The organism is Sphingobacterium sp. SGL-16 (assembly GCF_011043515.1).
GTDB classification, from domain to species: Bacteria; Bacteroidota; Bacteroidia; order Sphingobacteriales; family Sphingobacteriaceae; genus Sphingobacterium; species Sphingobacterium litopenaei.
In genome coordinates, this window is the sequence record NZ_JAAKGQ010000019.1 from 1 (window position 1) to 26,410 (window position 26,410).

The 26,410-nt window shown below is 36.7% G+C and carries 20 protein-coding genes, 1 tRNA gene and 1 pseudogene; 12 read left to right on the forward strand and 10 right to left on the reverse strand.

Annotated features, from left to right (window positions below):
* Positions 1-179: pseudogene (locus tag G5B32_RS17320) on the forward strand (IS982 family transposase); the annotation flags it as partial.
* Between the two features lie 242 nt (positions 180-421).
* On the opposite strand, the gene G5B32_RS08350 reads toward G5B32_RS17320, so the two are convergent.
* Together G5B32_RS08350 and G5B32_RS08355 are read right to left on the reverse strand one after the other, a co-directional pair.
* A tRNA-Ser gene (locus G5B32_RS08350) sits at positions 422-511 on the reverse strand.
* 126 nt (positions 512-637) lie between these two features.
* Positions 638-2,767: an HD family phosphohydrolase gene (locus G5B32_RS08355; protein ID WP_165291089.1), complete on the reverse strand. Its 2,130-nt coding sequence runs from the start codon at positions 2,765-2,767 to the stop codon at positions 638-640.
* Positions 2,768-2,933: 166 nt separating this feature from the next.
* On the opposite strand from G5B32_RS08355, the gene rpe reads away from it, so the two are divergent.
* From rpe to G5B32_RS08390, 8 genes are all read left to right on the forward strand, one after another.
* Positions 2,934-3,614 carry a ribulose-phosphate 3-epimerase gene (rpe, locus tag G5B32_RS08360; protein WP_165291090.1) on the forward strand — a complete coding sequence of 227 codons (681 nt, stop codon included), beginning with the start codon at positions 2,934-2,936 and terminating at the stop codon, positions 3,612-3,614.
* 329 nt (positions 3,615-3,943) lie between these two features.
* On the forward strand, positions 3,944-6,706 hold the full coding sequence (locus tag G5B32_RS08365; RefSeq protein WP_165291091.1) for a bifunctional aconitate hydratase 2/2-methylisocitrate dehydratase: 2,763 nt from the start codon (positions 3,944-3,946) through the stop codon (positions 6,704-6,706).
* A 286-nt stretch (positions 6,707-6,992) separates the two neighbouring features.
* Positions 6,993-9,260, forward strand: coding sequence for an aconitate hydratase (locus G5B32_RS08370; protein WP_165291092.1), 2,268 nt, complete (start codon positions 6,993-6,995; stop codon positions 9,258-9,260).
* 126 nt (positions 9,261-9,386) lie between these two features.
* A complete protein-coding gene (locus tag G5B32_RS08375; RefSeq protein WP_165291093.1) occupies positions 9,387-10,094 on the forward strand; it encodes a DUF6683 family protein in 708 nt (235 codons plus the stop codon).
* A gap of 58 nt (positions 10,095-10,152) precedes the next feature.
* On the forward strand, positions 10,153-11,283 hold the full coding sequence (locus tag G5B32_RS08380) for an SPFH domain-containing protein (protein ID WP_165291094.1): 1,131 nt from the start codon (positions 10,153-10,155) through the stop codon (positions 11,281-11,283).
* Between the two features lie 15 nt (positions 11,284-11,298).
* Positions 11,299-12,423 carry a zinc finger domain-containing protein gene (locus G5B32_RS08385; RefSeq protein ID WP_165291095.1) on the forward strand — a complete coding sequence of 375 codons (1,125 nt, stop codon included), beginning with the start codon at positions 11,299-11,301 and terminating at the stop codon, positions 12,421-12,423.
* A gap of 80 nt (positions 12,424-12,503) precedes the next feature.
* Positions 12,504-12,629: a hypothetical protein gene (locus tag G5B32_RS17470; protein WP_262886431.1), complete on the forward strand. Its 126-nt coding sequence runs from the start codon at positions 12,504-12,506 to the stop codon at positions 12,627-12,629.
* Between the two features lie 197 nt (positions 12,630-12,826).
* Positions 12,827-13,324 carry a hypothetical protein gene (locus G5B32_RS08390; protein WP_165291096.1) on the forward strand — a complete coding sequence of 166 codons (498 nt, stop codon included), beginning with the start codon at positions 12,827-12,829 and terminating at the stop codon, positions 13,322-13,324.
* Positions 13,325-13,394: 70 nt separating this feature from the next.
* Here the strand turns inward: G5B32_RS08390 and G5B32_RS08395 are convergent, their stop codons facing one another.
* From G5B32_RS08395 to G5B32_RS08415, 5 genes are read right to left on the reverse strand one after another with little or no spacing between them, the layout of a single operon-like run.
* Complete coding sequence (locus tag G5B32_RS08395; RefSeq protein WP_165291097.1) at positions 13,395-14,384, reverse strand: bifunctional riboflavin kinase/FAD synthetase; 990 nt, start codon at positions 14,382-14,384, stop codon at positions 13,395-13,397.
* Between the two features lie 8 nt (positions 14,385-14,392).
* On the reverse strand, positions 14,393-15,118 hold the full coding sequence (gene truB, locus G5B32_RS08400) for a tRNA pseudouridine(55) synthase TruB (RefSeq protein WP_165291098.1): 726 nt from the start codon (positions 15,116-15,118) through the stop codon (positions 14,393-14,395).
* Positions 15,118-15,912 carry an undecaprenyl-diphosphate phosphatase gene (locus tag G5B32_RS08405; protein ID WP_165291099.1) on the reverse strand — a complete coding sequence of 265 codons (795 nt, stop codon included), beginning with the start codon at positions 15,910-15,912 and terminating at the stop codon, positions 15,118-15,120. Before G5B32_RS08405 ends, truB begins: the two co-directional genes overlap by 1 nt.
* 17 nt (positions 15,913-15,929) lie before the next feature.
* Positions 15,930-16,163 (reverse strand): DUF3098 domain-containing protein, encoded by a 234-nt coding sequence (locus G5B32_RS08410; RefSeq protein WP_165291100.1) that lies wholly within the window; start codon positions 16,161-16,163, stop codon positions 15,930-15,932.
* A 37-nt stretch (positions 16,164-16,200) separates the two neighbouring features.
* Positions 16,201-17,079 carry a cell division protein FtsX gene (locus G5B32_RS08415; RefSeq protein WP_165291101.1) on the reverse strand — a complete coding sequence of 293 codons (879 nt, stop codon included), beginning with the start codon at positions 17,077-17,079 and terminating at the stop codon, positions 16,201-16,203.
* Between the two features lie 222 nt (positions 17,080-17,301).
* Between G5B32_RS08415 and leuS the strand changes: the two genes are divergently transcribed.
* Positions 17,302-20,085 carry a leucine--tRNA ligase gene (leuS, locus tag G5B32_RS08420; RefSeq protein ID WP_165291102.1) on the forward strand — a complete coding sequence of 928 codons (2,784 nt, stop codon included), beginning with the start codon at positions 17,302-17,304 and terminating at the stop codon, positions 20,083-20,085.
* A 55-nt stretch (positions 20,086-20,140) separates the two neighbouring features.
* On the opposite strand, the gene G5B32_RS08425 is transcribed toward leuS, so the two are convergent.
* Positions 20,141-20,761: a hypothetical protein gene (locus G5B32_RS08425; RefSeq protein WP_165291103.1), complete on the reverse strand. Its 621-nt coding sequence runs from the start codon at positions 20,759-20,761 to the stop codon at positions 20,141-20,143.
* Positions 20,762-20,910: 149 nt separating this feature from the next.
* Here G5B32_RS08425 and G5B32_RS08430 point away from each other — a divergent pair, with 149 nt between their 5' ends.
* Together G5B32_RS08430 and G5B32_RS08435 are read left to right on the forward strand one after the other, a co-directional pair.
* Positions 20,911-22,029 carry a glycoside hydrolase family 88 protein gene (locus G5B32_RS08430; protein WP_165291104.1) on the forward strand — a complete coding sequence of 373 codons (1,119 nt, stop codon included), beginning with the start codon at positions 20,911-20,913 and terminating at the stop codon, positions 22,027-22,029.
* A 9-nt stretch (positions 22,030-22,038) separates the two neighbouring features.
* Positions 22,039-23,958: a DUF2264 domain-containing protein gene (locus G5B32_RS08435; RefSeq protein ID WP_165291105.1), complete on the forward strand. Its 1,920-nt coding sequence runs from the start codon at positions 22,039-22,041 to the stop codon at positions 23,956-23,958.
* Positions 23,959-24,003: 45 nt separating this feature from the next.
* Here the strand turns inward: G5B32_RS08435 and G5B32_RS08440 are convergent, their stop codons facing one another.
* Both G5B32_RS08440 and G5B32_RS08445 read right to left on the reverse strand, forming a co-directional pair.
* Positions 24,004-25,272: a TolC family protein gene (locus G5B32_RS08440; protein ID WP_165291106.1), complete on the reverse strand. Its 1,269-nt coding sequence runs from the start codon at positions 25,270-25,272 to the stop codon at positions 24,004-24,006.
* Positions 25,273-25,275: 3 nt separating this feature from the next.
* Positions 25,276-26,409, reverse strand: coding sequence for an ABC transporter permease (locus tag G5B32_RS08445; RefSeq protein ID WP_165291107.1), 1,134 nt, complete (start codon positions 26,407-26,409; stop codon positions 25,276-25,278).
* Position 26,410: the final 1 nt, after the last annotated feature.

Genomic DNA, 26,410 nt, shown 5'->3' on the forward strand with positions numbered 1-26,410 from the left:
GATGTGTAAATGATGAATTAAAGAATATATGCAAACTACAACACACTAGACACAGGTCTGTAAATAACTTCTTATTGAATATTTTGGGAGCTTTAGCTGCCTATGCTTTCTTCCCTAAAAAACCTTCTCTAAATATTCAGTTTCAACAGCAAGAAAAGCAATTATTCCTTGCTGCTTAAACCGAACTCACGTTAAAATAAAAGCGTTCAGGAGTCAGTTTAGAGGGGTTGGTGATATTAATTTTTTCCTATTCAGATTGACTAAATTATTTGCTTAGTCCACAACTTTTGTACATGATCCTAAATCGAACCCTGCGGGTTCTCATCCCTTGGGTCTGCTAATTAGAAAATGTTGTGAAATATATTTCTGAGGTGGTGTATAACAAAAAAGCTCAATCTTTCGATTAAGCTTTTCAAAGTCTTGGCGGAAGGGGCGGGATTCGAACCCGCGGTACCGTTTCCAGTACGACAGTTTAGCAAACTGTTCCTTTCGGCCTCTCAGGCACCCTTCCGTGTTTCGACATTGCAAACATAAAGCAAAAAATCGATTCTACAAACTTTAAAGCGAGTTTTTTTAATATTTTTTTGTCGTTTCTTATTAACAATCTGAGAGTCAATAATAATGCTTTTTGGCTTGTTTAATCTTTTCTTTTGTTGATATCGTAATCGATGCGCACATGATAGATACTCATCAACATATTTTTAAATATTGTACTCACATCGCTAATATCTTTCAGCGTAATATTCGCATTGCTGAACTGTTTCTGCGCTAATTTATGGTCTACAATCTTGTCCACAAGGTTGCTGATGGAATCTTTTGTAGGCTCTTTCAACGATCTTGCGGCTGCTTCTACCGAATCGGCAATCATCAATACCGCTGTTTCTTTGGAAAATGGGATAGGACCAGGGTAGTGGAAAAGTGTTTCATCCACCAGCTTATCTGGATTATTCTGAATAAACTCATTGTAGAAATAATCCACACGCGTCGTACCGTGATGTGTCTTTATGAAATCAATAATAACCTCAGGCAATTGATGACGCTTGGCAATCTCAATACCTTTAAGCACATGCGAAATAATAATCTGCGCGCTTTGTTCTGACGTCAGTTCTTGATGCGGGTTGGTACCAGTCTTTTGATTTTCGATAAAATATAGCGGATTGACGATTTTTCCAATATCATGGTATAAAGCGCCCGCGCGAACCAATAGGGAGTTTCCGCCAATTTTGTAAATCGCAGCTTCCGCTAAATTGGCTACTTGCAAAGAGTGCTGGAATGTTCCAGGAGCTTTTAAAGATAGCTCACGCAATAATTTGGAGTTGGAATTGGTTAATTCCATTAAGGTCAAATCGGACACTATACCAAATAACTTTTCGAAAGCATAAATTAATGGATACGCCAATAAAGTTAAACCTACACTGACAAAAAAAGGTAAAATATCGCCCCAATAAATGCTGGTGAATGAACCGTTACGCGTCAATACCAAACCAATATGTCCGATGATATAAGTCGCTAAGATCAGTAAACTGGAAATAAGGAACTGTTCGCGCTTTACCATAGTCTTGATACTGTAAATCGCCACTAACCCAGACATAAATTGTAAAAACACAAAGTCGTAACTGTTTGGAACAAACAATGCCGTAATCAACACCATTAAGAGGTGAATATTTAAGGCAACACGCGTATCAAAAAGAATACGGAAGATGATCGGAACACCACAATACGGAATAAAATACAGACTGGACACACGAAGATGCAATGCCCAAGAAAATACCCCAAGCATTCCGATAATTACGATATAGATAATGGCCAATAAACGGTTGTTGTTGTAAATGTTTTTTCGGAAGAAAAACAAAAACACCATCAATAAGCTCATCGCTAAACCTACAACTAAGAATTGTCCCAAGGAGACATAAGTCTTATTACCCGAAATGCGAGCTTCATCTTCAAAGACTTTACGTAAGGATTCCAATTTTTGATAGGTGTCGTTGTTGACAATTTTATCTTTTTCAGCGATTAATTCACCTTTTTGAACCATACCACGCGTGGTGGAAATATTACTTAGCGCTGTTTGTTCAATTTTATTCGTTAAAGACTCGTTAAAGATATAATTAACTGTAATGTAGTTTTTCAGGACTTCTTCCAACCAACGTTTCTTACTGATCGTGGCATCTTTCTCCAATGCATGATGCGCGTATTCTATAGCGGATTCTATCGTAAAACAGTCCGCTGTATTTTTCTGTGTAGCAAGGTTATTATCAATTAAAGTAAAGTTATAGTTTGCTTCAGTTTCACTCACTTTTTCAGAATCCTCACCTTTATTTTGGTACCTGTTATTTAGCGAAAGAATACCGCGAGTGTACACGTAAGACAGGATATCTACACCTTTTTGCTTATACTTTTGAATATCCAAAGAAGGAACGGTATCCATTTGGCTGCTTTGCCATTTTTCGGCGATATCCGTCGTAAAAAGATCGATTTGTTCTTTGCTAACGGAAGATTGCAGATTATATACGGGCTGTACCGTCTTCAAAATATGCTGACGGTCACGGTCCAGCTCTTCTTTAGTTTTGTTGATAGCAAAATTGTAAGGAGAAACTAGATTCTCATGATTCCAGGCTTTTCCTTTTTGGAATTCATACTCAAATCGAGGTTGTTTGGGAAGAAACAGACAAATTAAAAATACGGTAAGTACAAGCATCCCATATTTCAGCACAGGGGAATCGTTCTTCCATTTATTATCTATATAGTTGATCTTAAGTTTTGCCACGCACTATAAAAATTGAGTAGTATACAATGATATAAACAAAAGTAATTAATTCTGTCCTTAATCTTGTAGTCTCGCAGATTATTAAGGAAATGTCAATAAGTAGATTTTGTTTGATAACGGAAAATTTTCGAAGTATCTTTGTGCAAAATTTTAATAAAAGATATTCATGTCAAATAATAAACATTTAATTGCTCCTTCGGTTTTAGCGGCAGACTTCGGGAATTTAGCGAGAGATGTTCAGATGGTTAATGCGAGTGAAGCAGACTGGTTTCACATCGATATTATGGACGGTGTTTTTGTTCCAAATATTTCTTTTGGCTTTCCGGTGATGAGCGCTATTGCGAAACACGCACAAAAACCTTTGGATGTGCACCTGATGATTGTAGATCCAGATCGTTACTTGAAAACGTGTAAAGATAATGGTGCTGAAGTGATTACGGTTCATTATGAGGCATGTACACATTTGCACCGCACGCTAGCGGCAATCAAAGAATTAGGTTGTAAAGCAGGGGTAGCATTGAACCCGCATACACCAGTTCAATTATTGAAAGATGTGATCCAAGATATTGACTTGGTATGTATCATGTCTGTAAACCCTGGTTTCGGCGGTCAAAAATTCATTTCACATACCTACACTAAAATCAAAGAATTGCGTGCACTTGCTTCAGGTGTTAATGATGATTTATTGATTGAAATTGATGGTGGAGTGACTACAGCAAATGCTGCTCAATTATTAGAAGCTGGAGCCGATGTATTGGTGGCTGGTTCTTTTGTATTTACTGCCGAAGATCCTATAGCAACTATAGCATCCTTGAAAGCGGTGGATATAACATTAAAACAAGCATAAACGAAATAAAGGCGGCAAATCGAAGGAAATGCCGCCTTTGTTTTTTAAAGGAATTAAATCGTCAAATTCTAATTTGTTTAGAATAATTCCAAATTAAGTTTGCCGTATTGACGACTTGTTATTAGCTGTTGATTTTTAGTATTTTTGTGCGCGAATTGACTTGCTGATAAATAATAAAACGTACAGCAAACGAGGGAAGTAAGGGGCTAGAAAATGCTGGATAGTGGGTAATCGTTATTCAATTTTTGTTTTAGCTTATTTTGTAACACATCAGGTAGTTTGAGGAATTTGACTTTTCAAACTGCTTTAAATTTTAGAAGACTAAATATATGAGTATTTACAACGATTACGTACAAGAGGTTGTAGAACGAAAAGGTCAAGGATTACATCCTAAACCAATTGACGGAGCAGAACTTTTGAGCGAAGTTATTGCCCAAATCAAAGACACAAACAATGAACACAGAGAAGAGTCTCTACGTTTGTTCATTTACAACACATTGCCTGGTACTACTCCTGCGGCAGCTGTGAAAGCTCAATTCTTAAAAGAAATTATTTTAGGTCAAGAAGTAGTTGCGGAGATCACACCAACTTTCGCATTTGAGTTATTGTCTCATATGAAAGGTGGTCCTTCCATCAAAGTATTATTAGACATCGCATTAGGTGCTGATGAGGCTGTTGCAAAACAAGCTGCTGAAGTATTGAAAACACAAGTTTTCTTGTACGATGCCGATACTAATCGTTTGAAAGTTGCTTACGAAACGGGTAATGCTATCGCAAAAGATATCTTAGAGAGCTATGCGAAAGCAGAATTCTTTACCAAATTACCTGAAGTTCCAGAAGAAATTAAAGTAGTTACTTACATTGCTGCTGAAGGTGATATCTCTACGGATTTATTGTCTCCAGGTAACCAAGCGCACTCTCGTTCTGACCGTGAATTGCATGGTAAATGTATGATTACTCCTGCTGCACAAGAGGAAATCAAGGCATTACAAGCTTTACATCCTGATGCTAGCGTGATGTTGATCGCTGAAAAAGGTACTATGGGTGTAGGTTCTTCACGTATGTCGGGTGTAAATAACGTAGCACTTTGGACAGGTAAACAAGCTTCTCCATACATTCCTTTCGTCAATATCGCACCTATCGTAGCGGGTACAAATGGTATTTCACCTATTTTCTTAACTACAGTTGATGTAACGGGTGGTATCGGTATCGACTTACAAAACTGGGTGAAGAAAACTGACGAAAACGGTAACGTAGTTCGTGATGAAAACGGTGATGTAATTTTAGAACAAGCTTACTCTGTAGCTACAGGTACAGTATTGACTATTAATACAAAAACTAAAAAATTATACAACGGTGATGTTGAATTAAAAGATATTTCTAAATCATTCACACCACAAAAATTAGAGTTTATCAAAGCAGGTGGTTCTTACGCTATCGTATTTGGTAAAAAAATCCAAACTTTCGCTGCTCAAACTTTAGGTATTGAAGCTCCTCAAGTATTTGCGCCAGCAAAAGAAATCACTAAAGAAGGTGTAGGCTTAACTGCTGTGGAGAAAATTTTCAACAAAAATGCAGTAGGTGTTGCTCCAGGTAAAACATTACACGCTGGTTCTGACGTTCGTGTGAAAGTGAACATTGTAGGTTCGCAAGATACTACAGGTTTAATGACAGCACAAGAGTTAGAAGCGATGGCTGCTACAGTTATTGCGCCTAGCGTAGACGGTGCTTACCAATCAGGTTGTCACACAGCATCAGTATGGGATAAAAAAGCGCAAGCTAATATTCCTAAATTGATGAAATTCATGAATGAATTTGGTGTAATCACAGCGCGTGACCCTAAAGGTGAATATCACTCTATGACTGACGTTATTCACAAAGTATTGAATGATATTACAGTGGACGAATGGGCTATCATCATCGGTGGTGACTCGCACACGCGTATGTCTAAAGGTGTAGCATTCGGTGCTGACTCTGGTACTGTAGCTTTAGCTTTAGCGACTGGTGAAGCTTCTATGCCAATTCCTGAGTCTGTGAAAGTGACTTTCAAAGGTCAAATGAAAGAGCACATGGACTTCCGTGACGTGGTGCATGCTACACAATTACAAATGTTGCAACAATTCGATGGTGAGAATGTATTCCAAGGTCGTATCATCGAGGTTCATATCGGTACTTTATTAGCGGATCAAGCGTTCACATTTACAGACTGGACTGCAGAAATGAAAGCGAAAGCTTCTATCTGTATTTCTCAAGATGAGACTTTAATCCAATCGTTAGAAATTGCTAAGTCACGTATCCAAATCATGATTGATAAAGGTATGGACAACAAAAACCAAGTATTACAAGGTTTAATTGACAAAGCAAACAAACGTATCGCAGAAATCCGTTCTGGTGAGAAACCAGCTTTACAACCTGATGCTAATGCTTCTTATTATGCTGAGGTGGTAGTGGATTTGGACATTATCGATGAGCCAATGATCGCTGACCCAGATGTAAACAATGCTGATGTTTCTAAACGTTATACACACGACGTAATTCGTGGATTATCATACTACGGAGCTGATAAAAAAGTAGATTTAGGTTTCGTTGGTTCTTGTATGGTACACAAAGATGACTTAAAAATCGTTTCTCAAATTCTTAAGAATGTAGAAGCGGAAAAAGGTTATGTATCATTCAATGCACCGTTAGTAGTTGCTGCGCCAACTTACAATATCATTGATGAGTTGAAAGCGGAAGGTGACTGGGAATTCTTACAAAAATACTCTGGTTTCGAATTCAACGATGCATTGCCAAAAACTGCAGCCCGTACAGAATACGAAAACATTATGTACTTAGAGCGTCCTGGTTGTAACTTATGTATGGGTAACCAAGAGAAAGCGGCTAAAGGTGATACCGTATTAGCTACTTCGACTCGTCTTTTCCAAGGCCGTGTAGTAGAAGATAGAGATGGTAAAAAAGGTGAATCTTTATTAGCTTCTACTCCAGTAGTTGTATTATCAGCTATCTTAGGTCGTATCCCTACTGTAGAAGAGTACAAATCAGCTGTGAAAGGTATCAACTTAACGAAGTTCGCCCCAATCCCGACTAAATAGTTCGTTCTTAGAAATTTACTATATAAAGCGAGGTTTCCCGATAGACGAACCTCGCTTTTTTGTTGTGTACACTTAAGAGTATATATATATTTATTCCTTTAATTGGTAATTTCTAATTATAATTCCCTTATCAGGAACTTTGTCTCCTTTTGTTTGTTAAAGAATAAATAACCTAATTTAATTAGAATTATTTTAAATTCAGTAAATGACAATTTCTAAACTAAACTTATTAAAAAATAATAGTAAATTGTCTTGTCAATTTTAGAATTAAATTATAATAAGAGATATGGCTTTTGATATAGACATGATCAAAAAAGTTTATTCTCAATACGATGAGCGCATTGCTGCTGCTCGTCAAGTTGTGAATAAACCCTTGACACTTTCAGAGAAAATTTTGTACGCACACCTTTGGGATGGTAGTGCTACTGAGGCGTACGAGCGCGGAAAATCTTATGTGGATTTCGCTCCAGACCGTGTGGCGATGCAAGATGCAACAGCGCAAATGGCACTATTGCAATTTATGCAAGCTGGACGCGCTAAAGTTGCTGTTCCTTCAACGGTACACTGTGATCACTTAATCCAAGCGAAAGAAGGTGCGGAAAAGGATTTGACTCGTGCTAAGAACGAAAGTTCCGAAGTATTTAATTTCTTGAGTTCTGTTTCCAACAAATATGGTATCGGTTTCTGGAAACCAGGTGCTGGTATTATTCACCAAGTAGTATTGGAAAACTACGCTTTCCCAGGTGGTATGATGATCGGTACGGATTCACACACGGTGAATGCTGGCGGTCTAGGTATGGTGGCAATCGGTGTTGGTGGTGCTGATGCTTGTGACGTGATGGCGGGTTTACCGTGGGAACTTAAATTTCCAAAATTAATCGGTGTTAAATTAACTGGTAAATTATCGGGATGGGCAGCACCAAAAGATGTAATTTTGAAAGTAGCGGGTATCTTAACTGTAAAAGGTGGTACTGGTGCTATCGTAGAATATTTTGGTGAGGGTGCTGAATCTTTGTCTTGTACAGGTAAAGGTACTATCTGTAATATGGGTGCAGAGATTGGTGCTACGACATCTACTTTCGGATATGACGAATCGATGGAACGTTATTTACGTGCTACAGGTCGTGCCGAAGTTGCGGATGCAGCAAATGCTATCAAACAACATTTGACAGCTGACCCTGAAGTTTATGCGGATCCAGAACAATATTTCGATCAAATTATTGAAATCAATTTATCGGAGTTAGAGCCATCATTGAATGGTCCTTTTACACCAGATTTATATACTCCAGTGTCACGCATGCGTGAAGAGGCACAAAAGAACGGTTGGCCTTTGAAAGTAGAATGGGGCTTAATCGGTTCTTGTACGAACTCTTCTTATGAGGATTTGACACGTGCGGCTTCAATCGCAAAACAAGCTATTGACAAAGGTTTGGTAACAAAAGCAGAATTTGGTATCAATCCAGGTTCGGAGCAAGTACGTTACACAGCAGATCGTGATGGTTTATTGAAAACCTTCGAAGATTTGAATGCGACAATCTTTACAAATGCATGTGGACCATGTATTGGTATGTGGGATCGTGCAGGAGCGGAGAAACAAGAGAAAAACACTATTGTACACTCATTCAACCGTAACTTTGCGAAGCGTGCCGATGGTAACCCAAATACTTATGCATTCGTAACTTCACCAGAAATGGTAGCAGCTATTGCTATTTCAGGGGATTTAGGTTTTAACCCTGTTACGGATACATTGACTAATAGAAATGGTGAGCAAGTGAAATTAGATCCACCTACCGGTGAAGAATTACCAGCATTAGGCTTTGATGTAGAGGATGCAGGTTACCAAGCGCCAGCGGAAGATGGTTCTTCGGTAGTGGTAGAGGTGTCTCCAACTTCAGACCGTTTGCAATTATTAGCGCCATTTGCTGCTTGGGAAGGAACAGACTTAACTGGTTTGAAATTATTAATCAAAACTAAAGGTAAAACAACGACTGACCACATTTCTATGGCAGGTCCTTGGTTGAAATATCGTGGTCACTTGGATAATATCTCGAACAACTTGTTAATTGGTGCCGTTAACTTCTTCAATGATAAAACAGACAATGTTAAAAATCAATTGACAGGCGAGTACGGTGCTGTACCAGCTACACAACGTGCATATAAAGCTGCTGGAATTGGTTCTATCATCGTGGGTGATGAAAACTATGGTGAAGGTTCTTCACGTGAGCATGCGGCTATGGAGCCTCGTCACCTTGGTGTGCGTTCGGTATTGGTAAAATCTTTTGCACGTATTCACGAAACGAACTTGAAAAAACAAGGTATGTTGGCTTTGACATTCTTGAATAAAGATGATTATGATAAAGTGCAAGAAAACGATAACATCGATATTGTGGGCTTGACTACTTTCGCTCCAAATACACCATTGACTATAGTGTTGAATCATGAAGACGGCTCAAAAGATGAAATCTTGGCGAACCATACGTATAATGCACAACAAATCGAATGGTTTAAAGCTGGTGGCGCATTGAATATTATTCGCGCGAACCAAGCGAAATAGTTATTTATAACATCTTAAAAAGCAAACCCCGACAGATTTTTTCTGTCGGGGTTTGCTTTTTAAGAAGATTATTATTGTAAATACGGCATTATTTATGAGTAGAGTTAATAGCTAACTATTGCGATTATGAACTTCAGATTATTACTCATCATAATTTTGATTCCATTTTATACCTTCGGGCAAGAAGTTATTACTTCTGGTGATGCCTTATACAGAACCACTTTCAGTTTGATAAATGGCTCCATTATGGAAGCAACTATCAAAAATTCCAAAACATCAAAGAGTAAAACGTCAAAAACCAAAGCTAAAATCAAAGATCTGACTTTTGAACGCTCAGAAAATCTGAGTAAAGAAATCCAAAAAAAAATTATTGCGAGTATGATTAGAATACAGCCTGAGCTAAAAGGTCCATTGGTTAAATCTTTTGAGAATAATAAGCTTCGAAATCAGTTTGATAGGCTATTAGCCGGATATAATTATTCAGCAACTGATATGGCCGACGTGGTAACAGCCTATTTAGTAATTTCTTGGCAAATCGTGCATAACAAGAATTTTGACGATAAAAATGGATTTAATGCAGTTCGAACTTGGGTAAGAGATATTCTCTTGAAAAGTGAGCAACTAGCCGTAATGGATAATGCTACGAAACAACTCTACGCAAAGGCATATGGCTACCAAACCATGTTGTGTTTTAACTCGTACAAAACTTTAATTGCCAAAAGTGATCAAAAAGGATTAGATCATTTAAGGAACAATTTGTATAAAAGTGTAAGAGATAGCTTTATCGATCTTAAATCTGTAAAATTAACCCACACAGGATTCGTCAAAATTTAATTTATCATTCTGTCTATTTTCTTATATTTAAGTATTATAAACTTAAATAAAAAAGCTAATGGGCCTTTTTGATAAATTAAGAAATGAATTTATTGATATCATTGAATGGGTAGACAACAGCCAGGACACCATCGTATGGAAATTTCCTAGATATCAGAACGAAATAAAAATGGGGGCACAGTTGACTGTTCGTGAAGGTCAAGCTGTTGTATTCATGAATGAAGGTGTGATTGCTGATGTATTTAGCGCAGGAAGATACGAACTCAGCACACAGAATATGCCTATCCTTACCACTTTAAGAGGTTGGAAATATGGTTTCAATAGCCCTTTCAAAGCGGATGTATTTTTTGTTAGCTTACGCCAATTCACAAATCAGAAGTGGGGAACGAAAAATCCGATTATGTTGCGTGATGCGGAATTTGGTCCAGTCCGTCTACGTGCTTTTGGAACCTATTCATTTAGTGTAAAAGATCCAGCAGTATTTTTGAAAGAAATAGCAGCTACAAATCCTGATTTTTCGGTTGAAAACATCAACGAGCAGCTGCGTAATTTAGCGGTATCACGGGGTATGGATGCTATCGCGGAATCTAAAATTCCAGTTCTGGATTTGGCATCCAATTACGATGAAGTTTCAAAAGTTATTCAAGACAAAATATCTCCTGAATTTAATGAAATAGGACTTAACCTGAACAAATTCCTAATTGAGAATATTTCCTTGCCAGAAGAAGTAGAGAAAATTTTGGACAAACGTAGCAGTATGGGAATAGTGGGAGATATGGGGGCTTTTGCGCAATTCCAAGCTGCAAATGCAATGGAAAAGGCTGCTGAAAATCCAAACGGGGGCGGAATTATGGGCGCTGGCATGGGAGCAGGTATGGGAATGGGCATGATGGGGCAGATGGGTAATGTCTTTCAGGAACGTAAGTTCGAAGGCAATCCTCAACAGCAGGCTTCTTCTGCACCACCGCCAATTCCTGGTCAGACACAAGTAAGTTTTTATTACGTCAGTCAGGGACAACAACAAGGGCCTGTCTCATTAGTTGAATTACAAAATTTGGTTTCCACTGGAGCTGTTCAGAAAGATACATTAGTATGGTATGCAGGTCTAGCAGCTTGGGAAAAAGCCGGAGATAACGCCGAAGTAGCTTCTTTATTCCAAAATACACCTCCTCCAATTCCAGGAGTTTAATTCGTTTGGGAAACTATGTCTTTTGAAGATAAAACTGCGGAGATTAAGAAAAATTTGCAATGTGCTGGCTGTGGTGCGCCTTTGCATTACTTGCCAGGCACTTCATTTATGTTGTGTTCGTATTGTGGTGCTAAGAATGAGATCCCTCAAATGGATGTCACACAGCTTACGCTCAATTTGACACCAATTCCAATAGAAGACTATTCAGCTGCTTTAGCCAACAAAAAGGTTGATGTGCTGCATCAAGAAACAGAAATAGCAAGTTGTACGAATTGTGGTGCAAGTACGACTTTAGATTCTCACATTGTATCTACTAATTGTCCATTTTGTGCTTCGCCTTTGGTAATTGATCATCATACCGAGCGAGTTATTCGCCCTAACGCACTATTGCCTTTCGGAATAGATTATAAAATCGCTTTAGCCAATCTTAAAAAGTGGGGAAAGACACTTTGGTTTGCTCCAAATGATTTGAAATACGTGCTGGATGCGCATTCGGTCAATGGATTAAAAGGCTTATATATACCGTATTGGAGTTATAATGCTTTCGTAGAATCAGAATACGAAGGGGAAAGGGGGGATTATTATTATGAAAATCGAACAGTGCGCGATAATGATGGTAAAACCCGTACCATCCAAGAGCGAAGAACTAGATGGCGCCGTACCTCTGGTGTAGTTTCAGGTCAGTTAGAAGATATTTTGATTAGTGCGTCTACATCATTGTCTCAGTCTGATGCTAACAAAGTTAATTCTTGGAATTTAGAAAAATTAGTTCCTTTTGACGAGAAATATTTATCAGGTTTTCTGGCGCAAACTTTCCAAAAGAATCATCAGGATGGTTTTGAGCTGGCGAAAGAAGTGATTGATCAAGAAGTGCAATATTGGATTCGTCGGGATATTGGTGGGGATGAGCAACGAATACGAGATTATGATATGGAGCTCAGTGATGTCACCTTACGCTATATTTTATTGCCCTTATATATGTCTTCCTATCAATATAAAAATAAGACTTATAGTGTACTAATCAATGCGTTCTCTGGTAGAGTGTATGGTGCTCGACCATATAGTTTTTGGAAAATATTCTTCTTAGTTGTCACTATCTTAATTGTATTAGCTATATATTTTGCCACTACTGGATCTTAACTTTAGTCCTTTTGTCAGATATACCACTTTGGCGCGGTTATTGTTGTATATATAACAAATGATTAAAAGAAAGGTAAAATATGATCAAAAAACAAAAGGAAAAACAACACCTCGTGACAAGAAGCCCGTACATGTATTATGTAACTAACTGGGGATTCGTAGAACAACCAACCAAACCAGAACAAAAACAAAATCAGAAACGTTAACAACGGAGTTAACTTTCTGATGAAAGTTAAAAATGATGTGCTTTTCCATACGAAAGCATTTTTTTGTTTATAGACCTTCCTAATTCCCTTTTTTTCTTCTTAACAATTTTTAACTAAACCCAGATTAAACAATTTGATTGTTTTCGCATCTATTGTGATATAAAGTTTATAATTAAAAAAGAAGGGAGAACATTAAAATGAAAAAGTTTTTATCTATTGCAATACTATTATCAGGAATTACATTTGGTGCATTTGCTCAAGAGGGAGCTCGCAAACCTGTAGATAAAAAATCATATGTACGCAAGGAGTTTGTTCGCAAGGACATGGTAAAAATGACACCAGAACAAATTGCTAAAAAACGTACAGATCAGCTTGAAAAAGAATTGAAATTGACTTCAAAACAACGTAATGAAGTGTACAAATTACAATTGGATCAAGCTAAGAAATTTAAAAAACAACAAGACGCTCGTGTTAAAGATCGTGAGAAAGCACGTAAAGAGCATTTAGCACAACGTGAGAAATTTGAAAAAATTCTTACACAAGAGCAACGCTCAATATTAAAAAATAAAATGGCGAAACGTTCGGAGCATAACTTCAAAAGAGGGGATGAGCGCAAAAAAAACTTCGATCGTCGCGATGATTCAAAACGTAGAATAGAAGGTAAAAGAACAGACCGTGATCGTAGAGTAGGTTAGTTTAATATAGTTTATTAGTTGGTTAGTTAATGAAAAGCCTTAATCGAAAGATTAAGGCTTTTGTATGTTATTAAGATTTTTGTTCTTCTTTAAAGTAAGCTCGAATCTTGAGTTCGTCTTCTTTGATTTGATGTTGTAATGCTTCTAAACTATCAAAACGCTCATCTTCGCGAATAAATTTCTTGAATCGAATACGAACAGTTCTGCTGTAAAGATCTTCGTCAAAATCTAGTAGATTGACTTCAATCTTGCGGTTCATACCGTCAACAGTCGGTCTTGTTCCAATATAACACATACCTATCCCTCGTTTAAGGATTTCAGTTTCCTGAAAATCGCCAGAAACAACATGAGGTACATGGGGATAAATATCCACTTCCACAGCATAAATTCCATAAGCTGGAATCAATTTATGTGATTCATGAACATTTAGATTCGCTGTTGGGAAACCAATTTGGCGACCTATTTGGTCACCTTTTTCTACAGTTCCAGTCAATTCAAAAGGATAACCTAAATAGCGATTAGCAATATCAATATCCCCTTTAATTAATGCTTCACGAATACGCGTTGAAGATACAGCTACATCTTCTATATCTTGTTTAGCAATTTCTTGCACCTGAAAATCAAAAATATGCGAGAAGTGAACTAAATCTTTGATGGAACCTTTGCGATCTTTGCCAAAATGATGGTCATAACCGATGATTATCGTTTTTGTACCTAATTTTTCTATCAGTACATTGCGAATGTATTCTTCTGGGGACATATTAGAAAAATCGCGAGTAAAAGGTGTTATAATCAAATGATCTAATCCACACAAGGCTAATTGATGTGCTTTCTCCTCGATATCATTGATCAGACGAAGGCTGTCATCACTTGGATTGATAATCAAACGAGGGTGAGGAAAAAAAGTTAATAATACTGTTTCGCCACCTGTCTCTTTTGCACAATCTACCAATTGCTTTAGTATCTTTTGATGACCAATATGCACACCATCAAAAGTACCAATCGTTACAATGGCATTTTTTAGGGGCTCAAACTCTTCTAAGCTTCTATATATTTTCATCGGATATACTATACAGTTTGTGTTGTTTCAGCCTTTTGAGCTCGGATAGCGGCGATTAATTCTTCTAAATTCCATGCCTTATCCACATGAAAATCGCCACTCATCGTACGGCGCAAACTCGATAAATGAGAACCATTATTTAAAGCTTTTCCAAAATCGTGTGCTATCGAGCGGATATATGTTCCTTTAGAACATTTGATTTTGAAATATACTAAAGGTAATTCTATCTTTTCTATTTCAAATTTTTGAATAGTAACTTGTCTTATTTTTAAAGCTACTTCTTCGCCACGTCTCGCTTTCTCGTACGCACGTTCACCATCAATCTGAACAGCAGAATGTGCTGGAGGATATTGTTCAATATCACCTTCAAAAGATTTTGCCGCAGCGTAGATTTGTTCTTTGGTGATACCCGAAATATCGAAAGTTTGATCAATTTCAGTTTCTAGGTCGTAAGATGGAGTAGTGGCACCCAATGTAATAGTTCCTGTATATTCTTTATCTTCCGCCTGGAATGAATCGATTTGTTTTGTTAATTTACCTGTACAGACAATCAACAAACCTGACGCTAAGGGATCTAAAGTTCCGGCATGGCCTACTTTCAATTTTAGTGGTTTCATCGTATTACGAAGTTTGCCCACTACATCAAAACTTGTCCACGTTATTGGTTTGTCGACCAATAAAACTTCTCCTTCAGCGAAAGCGAATACTTTGTCTGTTTTTTGAATTTCTTCCATTAAATAATCTGTAAGCTATGACCACTTAAAAGCATAGCTATAATCACTAACCCAACCACAATTCTATACCAACCAAACATTTTGAATCCATATTTGGTCAATAAATCTATAAATGTCTTGATGGCAATAATGGCAACCACAAAGCCAACAAGGTTTCCTACAATAAGTAAGTTAATTTCTTCTCCAGTGAACGTATGTCCTTCCTTGAAGAATTTGTACAATTTAACGACAGAAGCCCCCAACATCATGGGAATAGCCAAAAAGAATGAAAATTCTGCAGCTGCTTTGCGTGTTAATTTTTGTGTCATACCACCCACAATCGTACTCGCCGAACGAGATGTGCCTGGTATTAAGGCCAAACATTGATAGCATCCGATAATAAAAGCTTGTTTGAAAGAAATATCATCCGACGATTCTGTAGTAGGTTTATTAAACCATTTGTCTACGAATAATAAGATCACACCACCAATAACTAGCATAACACCAACCATCAATGGGCTTTCTAATAAAGAATCAATAAAATCATTAAATACTAAACCTAAAATGGAAGCTGGAATAGCTGCCACAACAAGTTTGTAATAGAAATCCATTGATTTGAAAAATCTTTTCCAGTATAATACTAAAACGGAAAGAATAGTACCTAATTGTATAACGATAGTAAATAACTTGACAAATGCTGATGGTTCTAATCCCATCAACGCAGTGCCAATAATCATATGTCCAGTGGAAGAAACAGGTAAAAATTCGGTAAGGCCTTCTATTATTGCTAATATAATAGCTTCAAAATAACTCATTAGGTAAAAAAGAAAATTTATTTTTTGGGTTTATACAATATTGCTACGAATCCGATGGCAAATCCTAAAACGACAACTAGTGGTGCTAAAGTGATTTTAGTAAAACTATAAATGTCTTTAGTACCCATCATTAGTAAGAAACCAATTGCCACGACGATAATGCTAGCAATAAAGATGAGATAATTTACTTTTTGGAATACAAAAACCGAAGTCTTTTTATCCGAATTTGAAATTGTTTTATTTTCTGCCATAATTTTAAATCACAAAGGATTAATTTTTGATTTGATATTAACGATAAAGGCTATGCGATTTAGCTTTTAAATATTTCGTTACCGCAAAGTAAGTACTCAATGCTGAGATTAAAATACCTAATCCCACTACGACAATAAAGATAGCCACAAATTGTCCCCAGTTTTGTAAGAAAATTAATTCTGGAACTTGTTTTTGCGCAAACTGTAATGTGAAAATCAATAGTAAAATAGCAATTAATGCACCAATTAAGCCATGAATAATACCATAAATGATGTAGGGCTTGCGGATGAAACCTTTAGTTGCCCCAATTAATTGCATACTTTTAATCAAGAAACGTTGCGAATAAATCGCTAAACGAATGGTATTATTAATCAATGCTATTGCAATAACCAATAAAATAACCGTGAAAGCTAATACCACGATGGAGATAATGCGAATGTTTTTGTTCACCATATCAATCAAAGATTCCTGATAAACAATCTCTTTTACGCGACTATTTTTAGCAACTTTATCAATAAAAGGCTGAATACTGTCTGCATTTGCATATTGCTCTTTCAAGTAAATATCGATAGATGGTAATAGGGGATTTGTGCCCAAATATTCGACGAAATCTTCACCCAAATCTTCTTTTAGGTTTTTCGCAGCCAACTCTTTGGATACATATTCCGTACGCAAGACGTATTCTTCTTTTTCCAAATCTTTCTGTAAGGATAGTACATCGCCCTCATTGACATTATCATTTACGATTACATTCAATACGATGTTTTCTTTTACATACTTCGAAAGATTCTTTGCATGCACTAAGATTAACCCTAAAAGTCCTGTCATTAGCAATACCAATGCAATACTAATTACAGTTGAAATGTATACTGATTTTGTTTTTTTTCTTGGAGAGCCTTGTTCTATTACTGACATAAAGCTTGTGTTTTTAATTAGTGCGAAAGTAACGATTTCTGATGATTTTCGGGGAATAAATGTCAACTAATATGCGACGTTATGTTATAATTTAACATTTATTTACTTTTTATGGATGCGGGGAGTGACTCCATATCTCAAAATAATCCGTTTGTCGAAAAGTAATATTCAAAATTTGCCTTAAAATCGCTATTTTCGCAATTCTTTTATAAGGTACTAGAAATGGATTATTCGCATAAATCAATTGAGCAAAAGTGGCAAAAATTCTGGGCTGAAAACGGTACATTCAAAACCGCGGAGTCTACAGAAAAGCCTAAATATTATGTTTTGGATATGTTCCCTTATCCATCTGGAGCAGGGTTGCACGTAGGGCACCCACTGGGTTACATCGCTTCAGATATTTTTTCACGTTACAAAAGATTAAAAGGTTTCAACGTATTGCACCCAATGGGCTATGACTCATTCGGACTTCCAGCTGAACAATACGCTATCCAAACTGGACAGCACCCAGCGATCACGACGGAAACAAACATTAATCGTTATCGTGAGCAATTAGATAATATTGGTTTTTCGTACGATTGGTCTCGTGAAGTGCGTACTTCAGATCCTTCTTACTACAAGTGGACGCAATGGATTTTTATGCAATTGTTCAATGCTTGGTACAACAAAGAAACGGATAAAGCAGAGTCAATTGAAACTTTAATTGCGAAGTTTGAAACTGCTGGTTCACAAAATATTAATGCGGAATCAGATGAAGATGTGTTGACTTTCACAGCTGAGGAGTGGAAAGCATTTTCGGAAGAAGAACAACAAAGAGAATTATTAAAATATAGATTAGCTTATCTACGCGAATCTACTGTAAACTGGTGCGCTGCATTGGGTACAGTATTGGCAAATGATGAGGTCATCAATGGGGTATCTGAGCGTGGTGGTTATCCAGTAGAGCAAAAGAAAATGATGCAATGGTCTATGCGAATCACCGCATATGCTGACCGTTTGTTGCGTGGTTTGGATACTATCGATTGGCCCGAGCCTTTGATTGAGATGCAACGCAACTGGATTGGTAAATCTGTAGGTGCATCTGTTAAGTTTTCAGTTCCTCAATTGGATACGAATATTGAAGTTTTCACGACTCGTGTTGATACTATTTTTGGTGTTTCATTTATTGTATTAGCGCCCGAACATGAGTTAGTTTCTGCTTTAACTACTGATGCTCAAAAAGCTGAAATAGAGTTTTATATCGATAAAACTTCGAAGAAATCGGAATTGGATCGTATGGCTGATACGAAGACAGTTTCAGGTGCTTTCACAGGCTCTTATGCGAAACATCCAATCACAGGTGAAGACGTACAAATCTGGATTGCGGATTATGTATTAGCTGGATACGGAACAGGTGCTGTTATGGCGGTTCCTTCAGGTGACCAACGTGATTATGTATTCGCAAAACATTTCAATTTGCCTATTATTCCGATTTCGGATTCTCAAAATATTGAAGATGAAGCTGATCCAAATAAGGGTGGAAAATACATCAATTCGGGATTTATCAATGGCATGACTTACCAAGAAGCTGTTCCTGCTTTGATTGCGAAGTTGGAGGAGTTGAAATTGGGTAAAGCAAAAATCAACTTCCGTATGCGTGATGCGATCTTTGGTCGTCAACGCTATTGGGGAGAGCCAGTTCCGGTTTATTTCAAAAATGGTTTGCCTTATTTGATTAAAGAAGAGGAATTGCCTTTATTGCTTCCTGAAGTGGATAAATATTTGCCAACTGAAACAGGTGAGCCACCTCTAGGTCGTGCCGAAAACTGGAAATACCAAGATCAGTATGAGTATGAATTGAGTACGATGCCAGGATGGGCAGGTTCGTCATGGTATTGGTTCCGCTATATGGATCCTAAAAATGCGGAGAGCTTTGCTTCTAAAGAGGCTACTAATTATTGGAAAGCTGTGGATTTATACATTGGTGGTTCTGAGCACGCTACAGGTCACTTGTTGTACTCGCGCTTCTGGAACAAATTCTTGAAAGATTTAGGTTTCCACAATGAAGAAGAGCCTTTCAAAAAATTAATCAACCAAGGTATGATTCAAGGTCGTTCGAACTTTGTGTACCGTGTGTTGGACGAAGAAGGAAGAGGAACGAATAAGTTTGTGTCTTTAGGTTTAAGAGATCAATACAACACAATTCCATTGCATGTGGACGTAAATATCGTGAGCAACGATATTTTGGATACGGAGAAATTCAAGTCTTTCCGTCCTGATTTTGCGGATGCAGAATTTGTGTTAGAAGATGGTAAATACATCTGTGGTACAGAGGTGGAGAAGATGTCAAAATCAAAATTCAACGTTGTAAATCCGGATGATATTATCGCGAATTTCGGTGCGGATACATTACGTTTATACGAAATGTTCTTAGGTCCTTTGGAACAGTCAAAACCTTGGAACACAAATGGAATAGAGGGTGTATATAAATTCTTACGTAAGGTGTGGCGCTTGTTCCATGATGCGGAAGGAAACTTCAATGTATCGGACGAAGAACCTACGAAAGCGGAATACAAAGCCTTACACAAAATCATCAAAAAAGTAGAAGATGATATCGAACGTTTCTCGTTCAATACTTCGGTTTCTGCCTTTATGATTTGTGTGAATGAATTAACGGATTTAAAATGTAATAAACGTAAAATCCTTCAGGATTTAATCGTTGTGTTAGAACCTTATGCTCCGCATATCACAGAAGAGCTTTGGGAATTATTGGGTAATGAGGCAGGAACTATTTCTTACGCAGTATATCCTAAGTTCAATCCTGAATATTTGGTAGAATCAGAATTTGCGTATCCAGTATCTGTGAATGGTAAGATGAAAATGAATCTTCCGTTGGCATTACATTTAGATGCGAAAGCGGTAGAAGAAATTGTCTTAGCGAATCTAGATGTACAACGTTATTTAGATGGAAAAGCTGTGAAGAAGCTCATCTTTGTAAAAGGTAAGATTATAAATATCGTAGTTTAAGTAAACTTACAGCCATAAAAGAAAGCCTCGAAATTTTTATTTCAAGGCTTTTTTTCTATTTATCATCTTTTACGGAGAAGATATTAAGGAGTTTTTTGAGTCTATTTTTGAGTGAAATTTTAACTCTAATTTCACCTATCCATGTTTCTTCTAGTACTATAATTGGATTTTTGTTGTTTTTAATTTCTACACTTTTTGTATCAAAACCAAGGGATGCCACATTTATTATTAATGGATTGTTCTTTTTTAGTTCTGGAAATTTTAATTTAAAATATCCATTTAAATCAATTAGTGCAGTGTCAGCATTATAATTGTTAGTTACATACCCGTAATTAATTACTTCCCCTCTATTTGATTTGACTTGACCTGTAATGATAACTTCAGTTAACTTATTTGGTTGTGAAAAAACAGGTTTGCTTAAACTCAATAATGAAATAATTCCTGCTGCTTTAAGCCAAATGCTAAAGTTAGATTTTCTTTTTTTAGCTATTTGAGTATAGCTAACCTTACCACAAACTTTCTGATTGGACTTTTGGATATAGACCACAATATCTTTTGTTTCCCAATTGGTGAAATCTACCACTTCCGTATTGCAGACTTTGCACATTCTTCCAAGTTCGGAAGGAGACATGTCATTGTATTTTTCTGTGCAGGGATTGGGGATGTTTACTTTCATGTAGTAGGCTTATATTTTAGCTAAATATACTCGAAATTTAGCTTTTTTTTGAATAATCAACCCAACATGAGTATCTTGATGGTTTAATTGATTCGAAAGAATAAGTCCGAATCAATTTTTTACTAGTCATTATATATCAAGCAAAACCTATGAAATCTAAGCTGAAGCTTTTTTTATTGTTATTATTTTTACCGAGCTTTCTTCTAGCTCAAAAACTTCCGAAGAAAAAAGAAGTCCTTCGTGTTCTCAATCTGTCCAATACCTATTGGCAGGAAAAAAATCCTGCTGAAAAGTGGGCGTTCTGGGATATTGCGGCTTACCATACTGGAAATATAGAAGCTTATAAAATTACCAAGAATAAGAACTTTTTGGATTATTCAATTCGTTGGGCTGAACACAATGAATGGAAAGGTGCAAAATCGAATAATAAATCTGAATGGAAATATAGTTATGGAGAAAAAGACGATTATGTGTTGTTTGGTGATTGGCAGATTTGTTTTCAAACCTATATAGATTTATACCATTTAGCACCTGCGGATCACAAAATAGCTCGCACTAAAGAAGTCATGTCTTATCAGGTTAGTACAGCACAAAATGATTATTGGTGGTGGGCAGATGGTCTATATATGGTGATGCCCGTAATGACCAAATTGTATAAGTTGACAGGTGAAGAAATCTATTTGGATAAGTTGAATACATACTTTGAATATGCGAATAGCATCATGTTTGATGCTGAAGAAAATCTTTACTACCGAGATGCTAAGTACGTGTTTCCTAAACATAAATCAGCAAATGGTATGAAGGACTTTTGGGCTAGAGGTGACGGTTGGGTGCTTGCTGGATTAGCGAAAGTTTTACAGGATTTACCTAAAGATTCTAAATATAGAGCGTCGTTCGAAGAAAAATATGTTAAGATGGCTAAAGCAGTGAAAAATGCGCAACAGCCTGAAGGTTATTGGACGCGTAGTATGTTGGATAAAGATCATGCTCCAGGTCCAGAAACTAGTGGTACGGCTTTTTTTACTTATGGGATTTTGTGGGGTATTAACAATGGTTATTTGAGCAAAAAAGAATATTTACCTGCTGTTCAAAAATCTTGGAATTACTTAACGAAAGTAGCTCTACAACAAAATGGACATTTGGGGTATGTGCAACCCATTGGCGAACGTGCTATTCCAGGTCAAATTGTAGATCAGAATTCTACAGCACCTTTTGGGGTAGGAGCATTCTTATTAGCTGCTTCTGAAATGTATCGTTTAGTCAAATAATTGAAAATCATGTATACTAAGAACTTTAAATATATATTCTCATTTTTATTCTGTGTCATTCTATTGCATGTAGAAGCGCAAACTGTCTTCGAAGTTAAGAATCCAGATAAACAACTAAGTCCATTGACAGGGATGAATAGAGAGCATTGGAAAGATGCAGCAAAATATTTGTTGAATGGCGCTTTTTCGTATGTCAATACAATTGATGATCCATTTATTTTTCCGAAACAACCAGGACGTAGCTATCCCCGTGATGGAAAACATAATGCTACGGAATTGCTAGAAGGTTTATGTAGAACTTTATTTCTAGCTTCTCCTTTGTTAAAGGAGGAACCGAATTTGAAATTAAATAATATTGCTTTAGCAGAATATTATAGAAACCAAATTGTAAAGCTTTCAGATCCAAAAAGTCAGACTTATATTGCACATCGCGCAAAAAATGGAGGTCCTAGTCAGATTTTGGTTGAATTTGGTGCATTGTCTATTTCGTTGAAAGCTGCGCAAGAAGTATTATGGGATCCATTGTCAAAAGAACAGAAAGATCAATTGGCAGCTCTGATGTTAAGTTATGGCGATGGACCGACTATTGATATGAATTGGCGGTTCTTTAATATTTTTATCCTGAGTTTTTTCAAGGATCAGGGGTATAAGGTTAATGAAGCTAAACTTGAAGAGCTTTTGCAAAAGGTACTTAAAGATTATAAAGGTCAAGGTTGGTACACGGATAGTCCTTTCTATGATTACTACAGTATGTGGGCTTTTCAGATGTTTGGAGGTCTTTGGTCAGATATGTTTGGTCAGAAATACTATCCACAATATGCGAGTCAATTTATGAACAATTTGCGTGATTTAGCAGATACTTATCCATATATGTTTGATCAGAAGGGACACATGATTATGTTTGGTCGTAGTATCGCTTACCGAATGGGCGCGACAAGTCCTTTACCATTGTTGGCTCATTTGAAAAATAAGGAAGGGATTAACTTTGGATGGATGAGACGAATTGCTTCGGGCACAGTTTTGCAATTTCTTGAGCATCCAGAATTTTTAAAGGATGGACTTCCAACATTAGGATTCTATGGGCCTTTTGAACCTGCTGTACAAGAATATAGCTGTAGAGCAAGTGTATTTTGGTTAGGTAAGGTGTTTATTACTTCTTTATTATTGCCAAAGGATAACATTTTCTGGACCGCGAAAGAAAATAATGGCGCCTGGGAAAAGGAAATTCCAAAGGCAAAACTAGTTCAAAAATATTCCGAAGGATCTAATGTGTTAATTACAGATTATGGTAATATTGGTGCTTCTGAAATACGTGCTTGGGCAGGAACTTGGAAGATGGGTTATTATGAAGGAACAGAAAATTATACCAAACTTTCTTATAGCAGTATATTCCCTTGGCAAGCTGATTCCAAGGATGGTACTGTCTCGATGAATTATGCAATTTCAAAAGCAGATAATACGTATGAGACCTTCCGTTATTATGTGTTTCAGAATTATGCGGATAACGTATATAAAAGAAGGGCAATCTGGGCTGCAGATACTACAGTACAAATAAAATTGGCAGACGTAATGCAATCAAATGGTATTGTGCGAAGAGATACCTTATTAAATGCTAAAGGTAAGAAAGTGAATTTTGGACATTATGCTTTACCTGAATTCGCAGGGAAGACAGTAATACAAAAAGAACAAAAAATTGGTGGACTTCAGGCAACAATTATTGACAATGGAAAATATCAATTGGCTTTAATTCCCAAAAAAGGCTGGGATAGCGTAAATGTTGTGAAATCTACAGGTTTGCATCCAGAATCGAATGTAAGTTATGTGATTCAAGCTTCAGCGGATATTAAAGAAGATAAACATGTCTTCGAAACGATTTTACTCTTCAAAAATTCTGGGGAGAAATGGTCTAAAGCAGATTTGCAAAAATAACTAAAATGCCTTCAATAATATGAAGGCATTTTTATTTGGAAGTTATTAATCAATCAATAATTTTAATAAATCGTATTGCGCCTGCCAAACATCTTGTTTGGCTTTTTTGTAGCTCATCAGCACTTGGCTGTAATCTGTTAAAAGAATTCTTCCAGCTTTATAAGCTTCTTGTTGCTCTTGTTTATTCTGCAAAGCTAAAGTTTCTATTTTTTTATACGCTTCCAGTTTCTTCTCCGCAGCGGAGATTTTAAGTTTATTTTGCGTATTGTCAATTTCTTCATTGCGCGTAATTTCCTGGATTTGTTTGTCGATTAATTCGGCATTCAAAGAAATTTTGCGAATCGTTGGCTGTGAGGTGAAATATCCTGAAAGGGGAATGCGTAATGCCAGATTGACAAAGCTATTTCCAAACCATTCTTCTTTTCGTGCAAGTTTAAGTTCGTTGCTGAAATATTGTTCTCCTAAATAACCATTGAATGTTAAAGTAGGGAGCAATTGTTTCCTAACAGAAGCTAATTGCAGTTCCGAAATGCTTTTATCCACCTCAAGGGATTTGATGTCGTAATTTGTATTATCAAAACCTTGAATATTCCTTAGAATTTCCTCAAAATTAGAAGACAATTGCTGTATCGAATCTAGATTAGTGTATTTTCTTAATTCTTGGTCAGCTTCTTTCAACACAGACCAAGCTTCATAAACCTGAATATTATGTCTTTCTAATTCTTGTTGGGCTGCTATATAGCTCGATGAAAGTTCTCTACCTGCCTCGTATCTGGCTTTGCTGATTGACACAAGTTCTTCGTAAAATTGGGTGTCTTCTTGCGTAGAATTGTACTGTTCTGTAGCAAAAACAATAGAGGCGTAAGCTAGCGTAGCGTCTTTTTTCCAGTTTTGTAAAGTAAGTTGTTGATCGAGTTCTGATTTCTGAATTTCTAATTCTTTCTGACGCTCTTCAACTTTTCTGGTTGGATTAAAAATATTCCATTCGACTTGCACGCCTGCTTTTGATGACCATTTGGTTGCAAATTTTAAAGGAATAATTGCGCCTTCCTGCGCATTTGGATCAAACGCAATAGCCGGAACTGGGGTTGTCGGAATTATTAAATTTCGTTGTAGGTTTGCATCTATATAAAAAACTGGGATACGATTGGTTTTTATTTCCAAAAGTTCTTGTTGCGCTATTCTAGATTGCAGTTGATTTTGTTGGTATTTAAGGTTTTGATTCGCATTTTGCCATAGTTGTTCAATACTCAAAGTTTGACCTTGAACAGAGAAAGGAAATGCAAGTAATATATATGGAATTATTTTTTTCATAGTTTAAAAAACTGATGCTGGTTCAAGTTTAGCTATTTTACGAACGGCAAATAAGGATCCTCCGACAGATATAAGAAGTGTAATAAATAGCAGAAACAATGAAAATCCTAAAGTAATATCTATTGCTAATCCAGAATTAGCCACACCAAATTTGAATCCGTATAATAATAACATTGCTATAGCATAGCCTATAATGGCATATAAAAAGGCTTGTGCAATGATTAGTTTGTTGACATAGCCTTTGGTAGCGCCAATAGCTTTTAAGGTGCCATAATCTTTAATTCTGTCCAATGCAGAAGAATAAAGTGTTAATCCTATAATAAAGAAACCACTTATCATCGCAAATACCACCAAAGTACCAAAGCTCATACCCATATTGGAACTTATCAAAATCTCTTTAACAGTTGAATTTTTTAGTTTCTGCGCATCCCAAGCACGCAATTGCGGGAACAGTTGTTGTATATCTTGCTGAACCTGAGCTTTTGAAACCGTATCATTTAAATTAGCTATGATAATACTTACTTTAGAAGGAGAGGCATTCCCCAAAACATAGGCATCTTCCATTGAAGTATACATCAAACTAGCCCCGAACGCCTGCGCATTTTTAGTAATTACGGCTATTTTGGCACTTTTTCCATTGATTTCAATAGGTTTGTTTAAGAAAATGTCTGTTTTCCATGTTTTGGCATTGTACATTTCTGCTGATACCGAAAAAGGTTGTACTAAATCCGAAATATGACCTTCTTCGATCTTTTCCTGAACTGGTCCCATTATAAATTGAGGTGAATTCGTGCCCACTAAAGTAACACCTGCCGTTTTACCATCTAAGAACGAAGCCTGGCCTGCAGTAAGTACCACAGGATGTGTAGATTCTATACCCGGAAGACTCCCAATTTGCTGTACCAAACGCTGATCAATAGCGTTGACAGCATTGATATTTGTACTTTGCGCTTCGATGATCCAAAGTTGATTATCTGTAACTGGGGCATTGCCCACAAGATTTCCCATTAAACCCATCAAAAAGAAAAGTAAGCTTAGTTGCTGACCAATCAAAAAGATACTGATTACAATAGCAGTGACAATACCAATACTTTTGGCGCGATCGTATTTGATAAATTTAAAAGCTAACCCAAGCATA

Coding starts and splice junctions, on each gene's coding strand:
- rpe (WP_165291090.1), top strand. CDS start 2,934: ATGTCAAATAATAAACATTTAATTGCTCCTTCGGTTTTAGCGGCAGAC.
- G5B32_RS08365 (WP_165291091.1), top strand. CDS start 3,944: ATGAGTATTTACAACGATTACGTACAAGAGGTTGTAGAACGAAAAGGT.
- G5B32_RS08370 (WP_165291092.1), top strand. CDS start 6,993: ATGGCTTTTGATATAGACATGATCAAAAAAGTTTATTCTCAATACGAT.
- G5B32_RS08375 (WP_165291093.1), top strand. CDS start 9,387: ATGAACTTCAGATTATTACTCATCATAATTTTGATTCCATTTTATACC.
- G5B32_RS08380 (WP_165291094.1), top strand. CDS start 10,153: ATGGGCCTTTTTGATAAATTAAGAAATGAATTTATTGATATCATTGAA.
- G5B32_RS08385 (WP_165291095.1), top strand. CDS start 11,299: ATGTCTTTTGAAGATAAAACTGCGGAGATTAAGAAAAATTTGCAATGT.
- G5B32_RS17470 (WP_262886431.1), top strand. CDS start 12,504: ATGATCAAAAAACAAAAGGAAAAACAACACCTCGTGACAAGAAGCCCG.
- G5B32_RS08390 (WP_165291096.1), top strand. CDS start 12,827: ATGAAAAAGTTTTTATCTATTGCAATACTATTATCAGGAATTACATTT.
- G5B32_RS08395 (WP_165291097.1), bottom strand. CDS start 14,384: ATGAAAATATATAGAAGCTTAGAAGAGTTTGAGCCCCTAAAAAATGCC.
- truB (WP_165291098.1), bottom strand. CDS start 15,118: ATGGAAGAAATTCAAAAAACAGACAAAGTATTCGCTTTCGCTGAAGGA.
- G5B32_RS08405 (WP_165291099.1), bottom strand. CDS start 15,912: ATGAGTTATTTTGAAGCTATTATATTAGCAATAATAGAAGGCCTTACC.
- G5B32_RS08410 (WP_165291100.1), bottom strand. CDS start 16,163: ATGGCAGAAAATAAAACAATTTCAAATTCGGATAAAAAGACTTCGGTT.
- G5B32_RS08415 (WP_165291101.1), bottom strand. CDS start 17,079: ATGTCAGTAATAGAACAAGGCTCTCCAAGAAAAAAAACAAAATCAGTA.
- leuS (WP_165291102.1), top strand. CDS start 17,302: ATGGATTATTCGCATAAATCAATTGAGCAAAAGTGGCAAAAATTCTGG.
- G5B32_RS08425 (WP_165291103.1), bottom strand. CDS start 20,761: ATGAAAGTAAACATCCCCAATCCCTGCACAGAAAAATACAATGACATG.
- G5B32_RS08430 (WP_165291104.1), top strand. CDS start 20,911: ATGAAATCTAAGCTGAAGCTTTTTTTATTGTTATTATTTTTACCGAGC.
- G5B32_RS08435 (WP_165291105.1), top strand. CDS start 22,039: ATGTATACTAAGAACTTTAAATATATATTCTCATTTTTATTCTGTGTC.
- G5B32_RS08440 (WP_165291106.1), bottom strand. CDS start 25,272: ATGAAAAAAATAATTCCATATATATTACTTGCATTTCCTTTCTCTGTT.
- G5B32_RS08445 (WP_165291107.1), bottom strand. CDS start 26,409: ATGCTTGGGTTAGCTTTTAAATTTATCAAATACGATCGCGCCAAAAGT.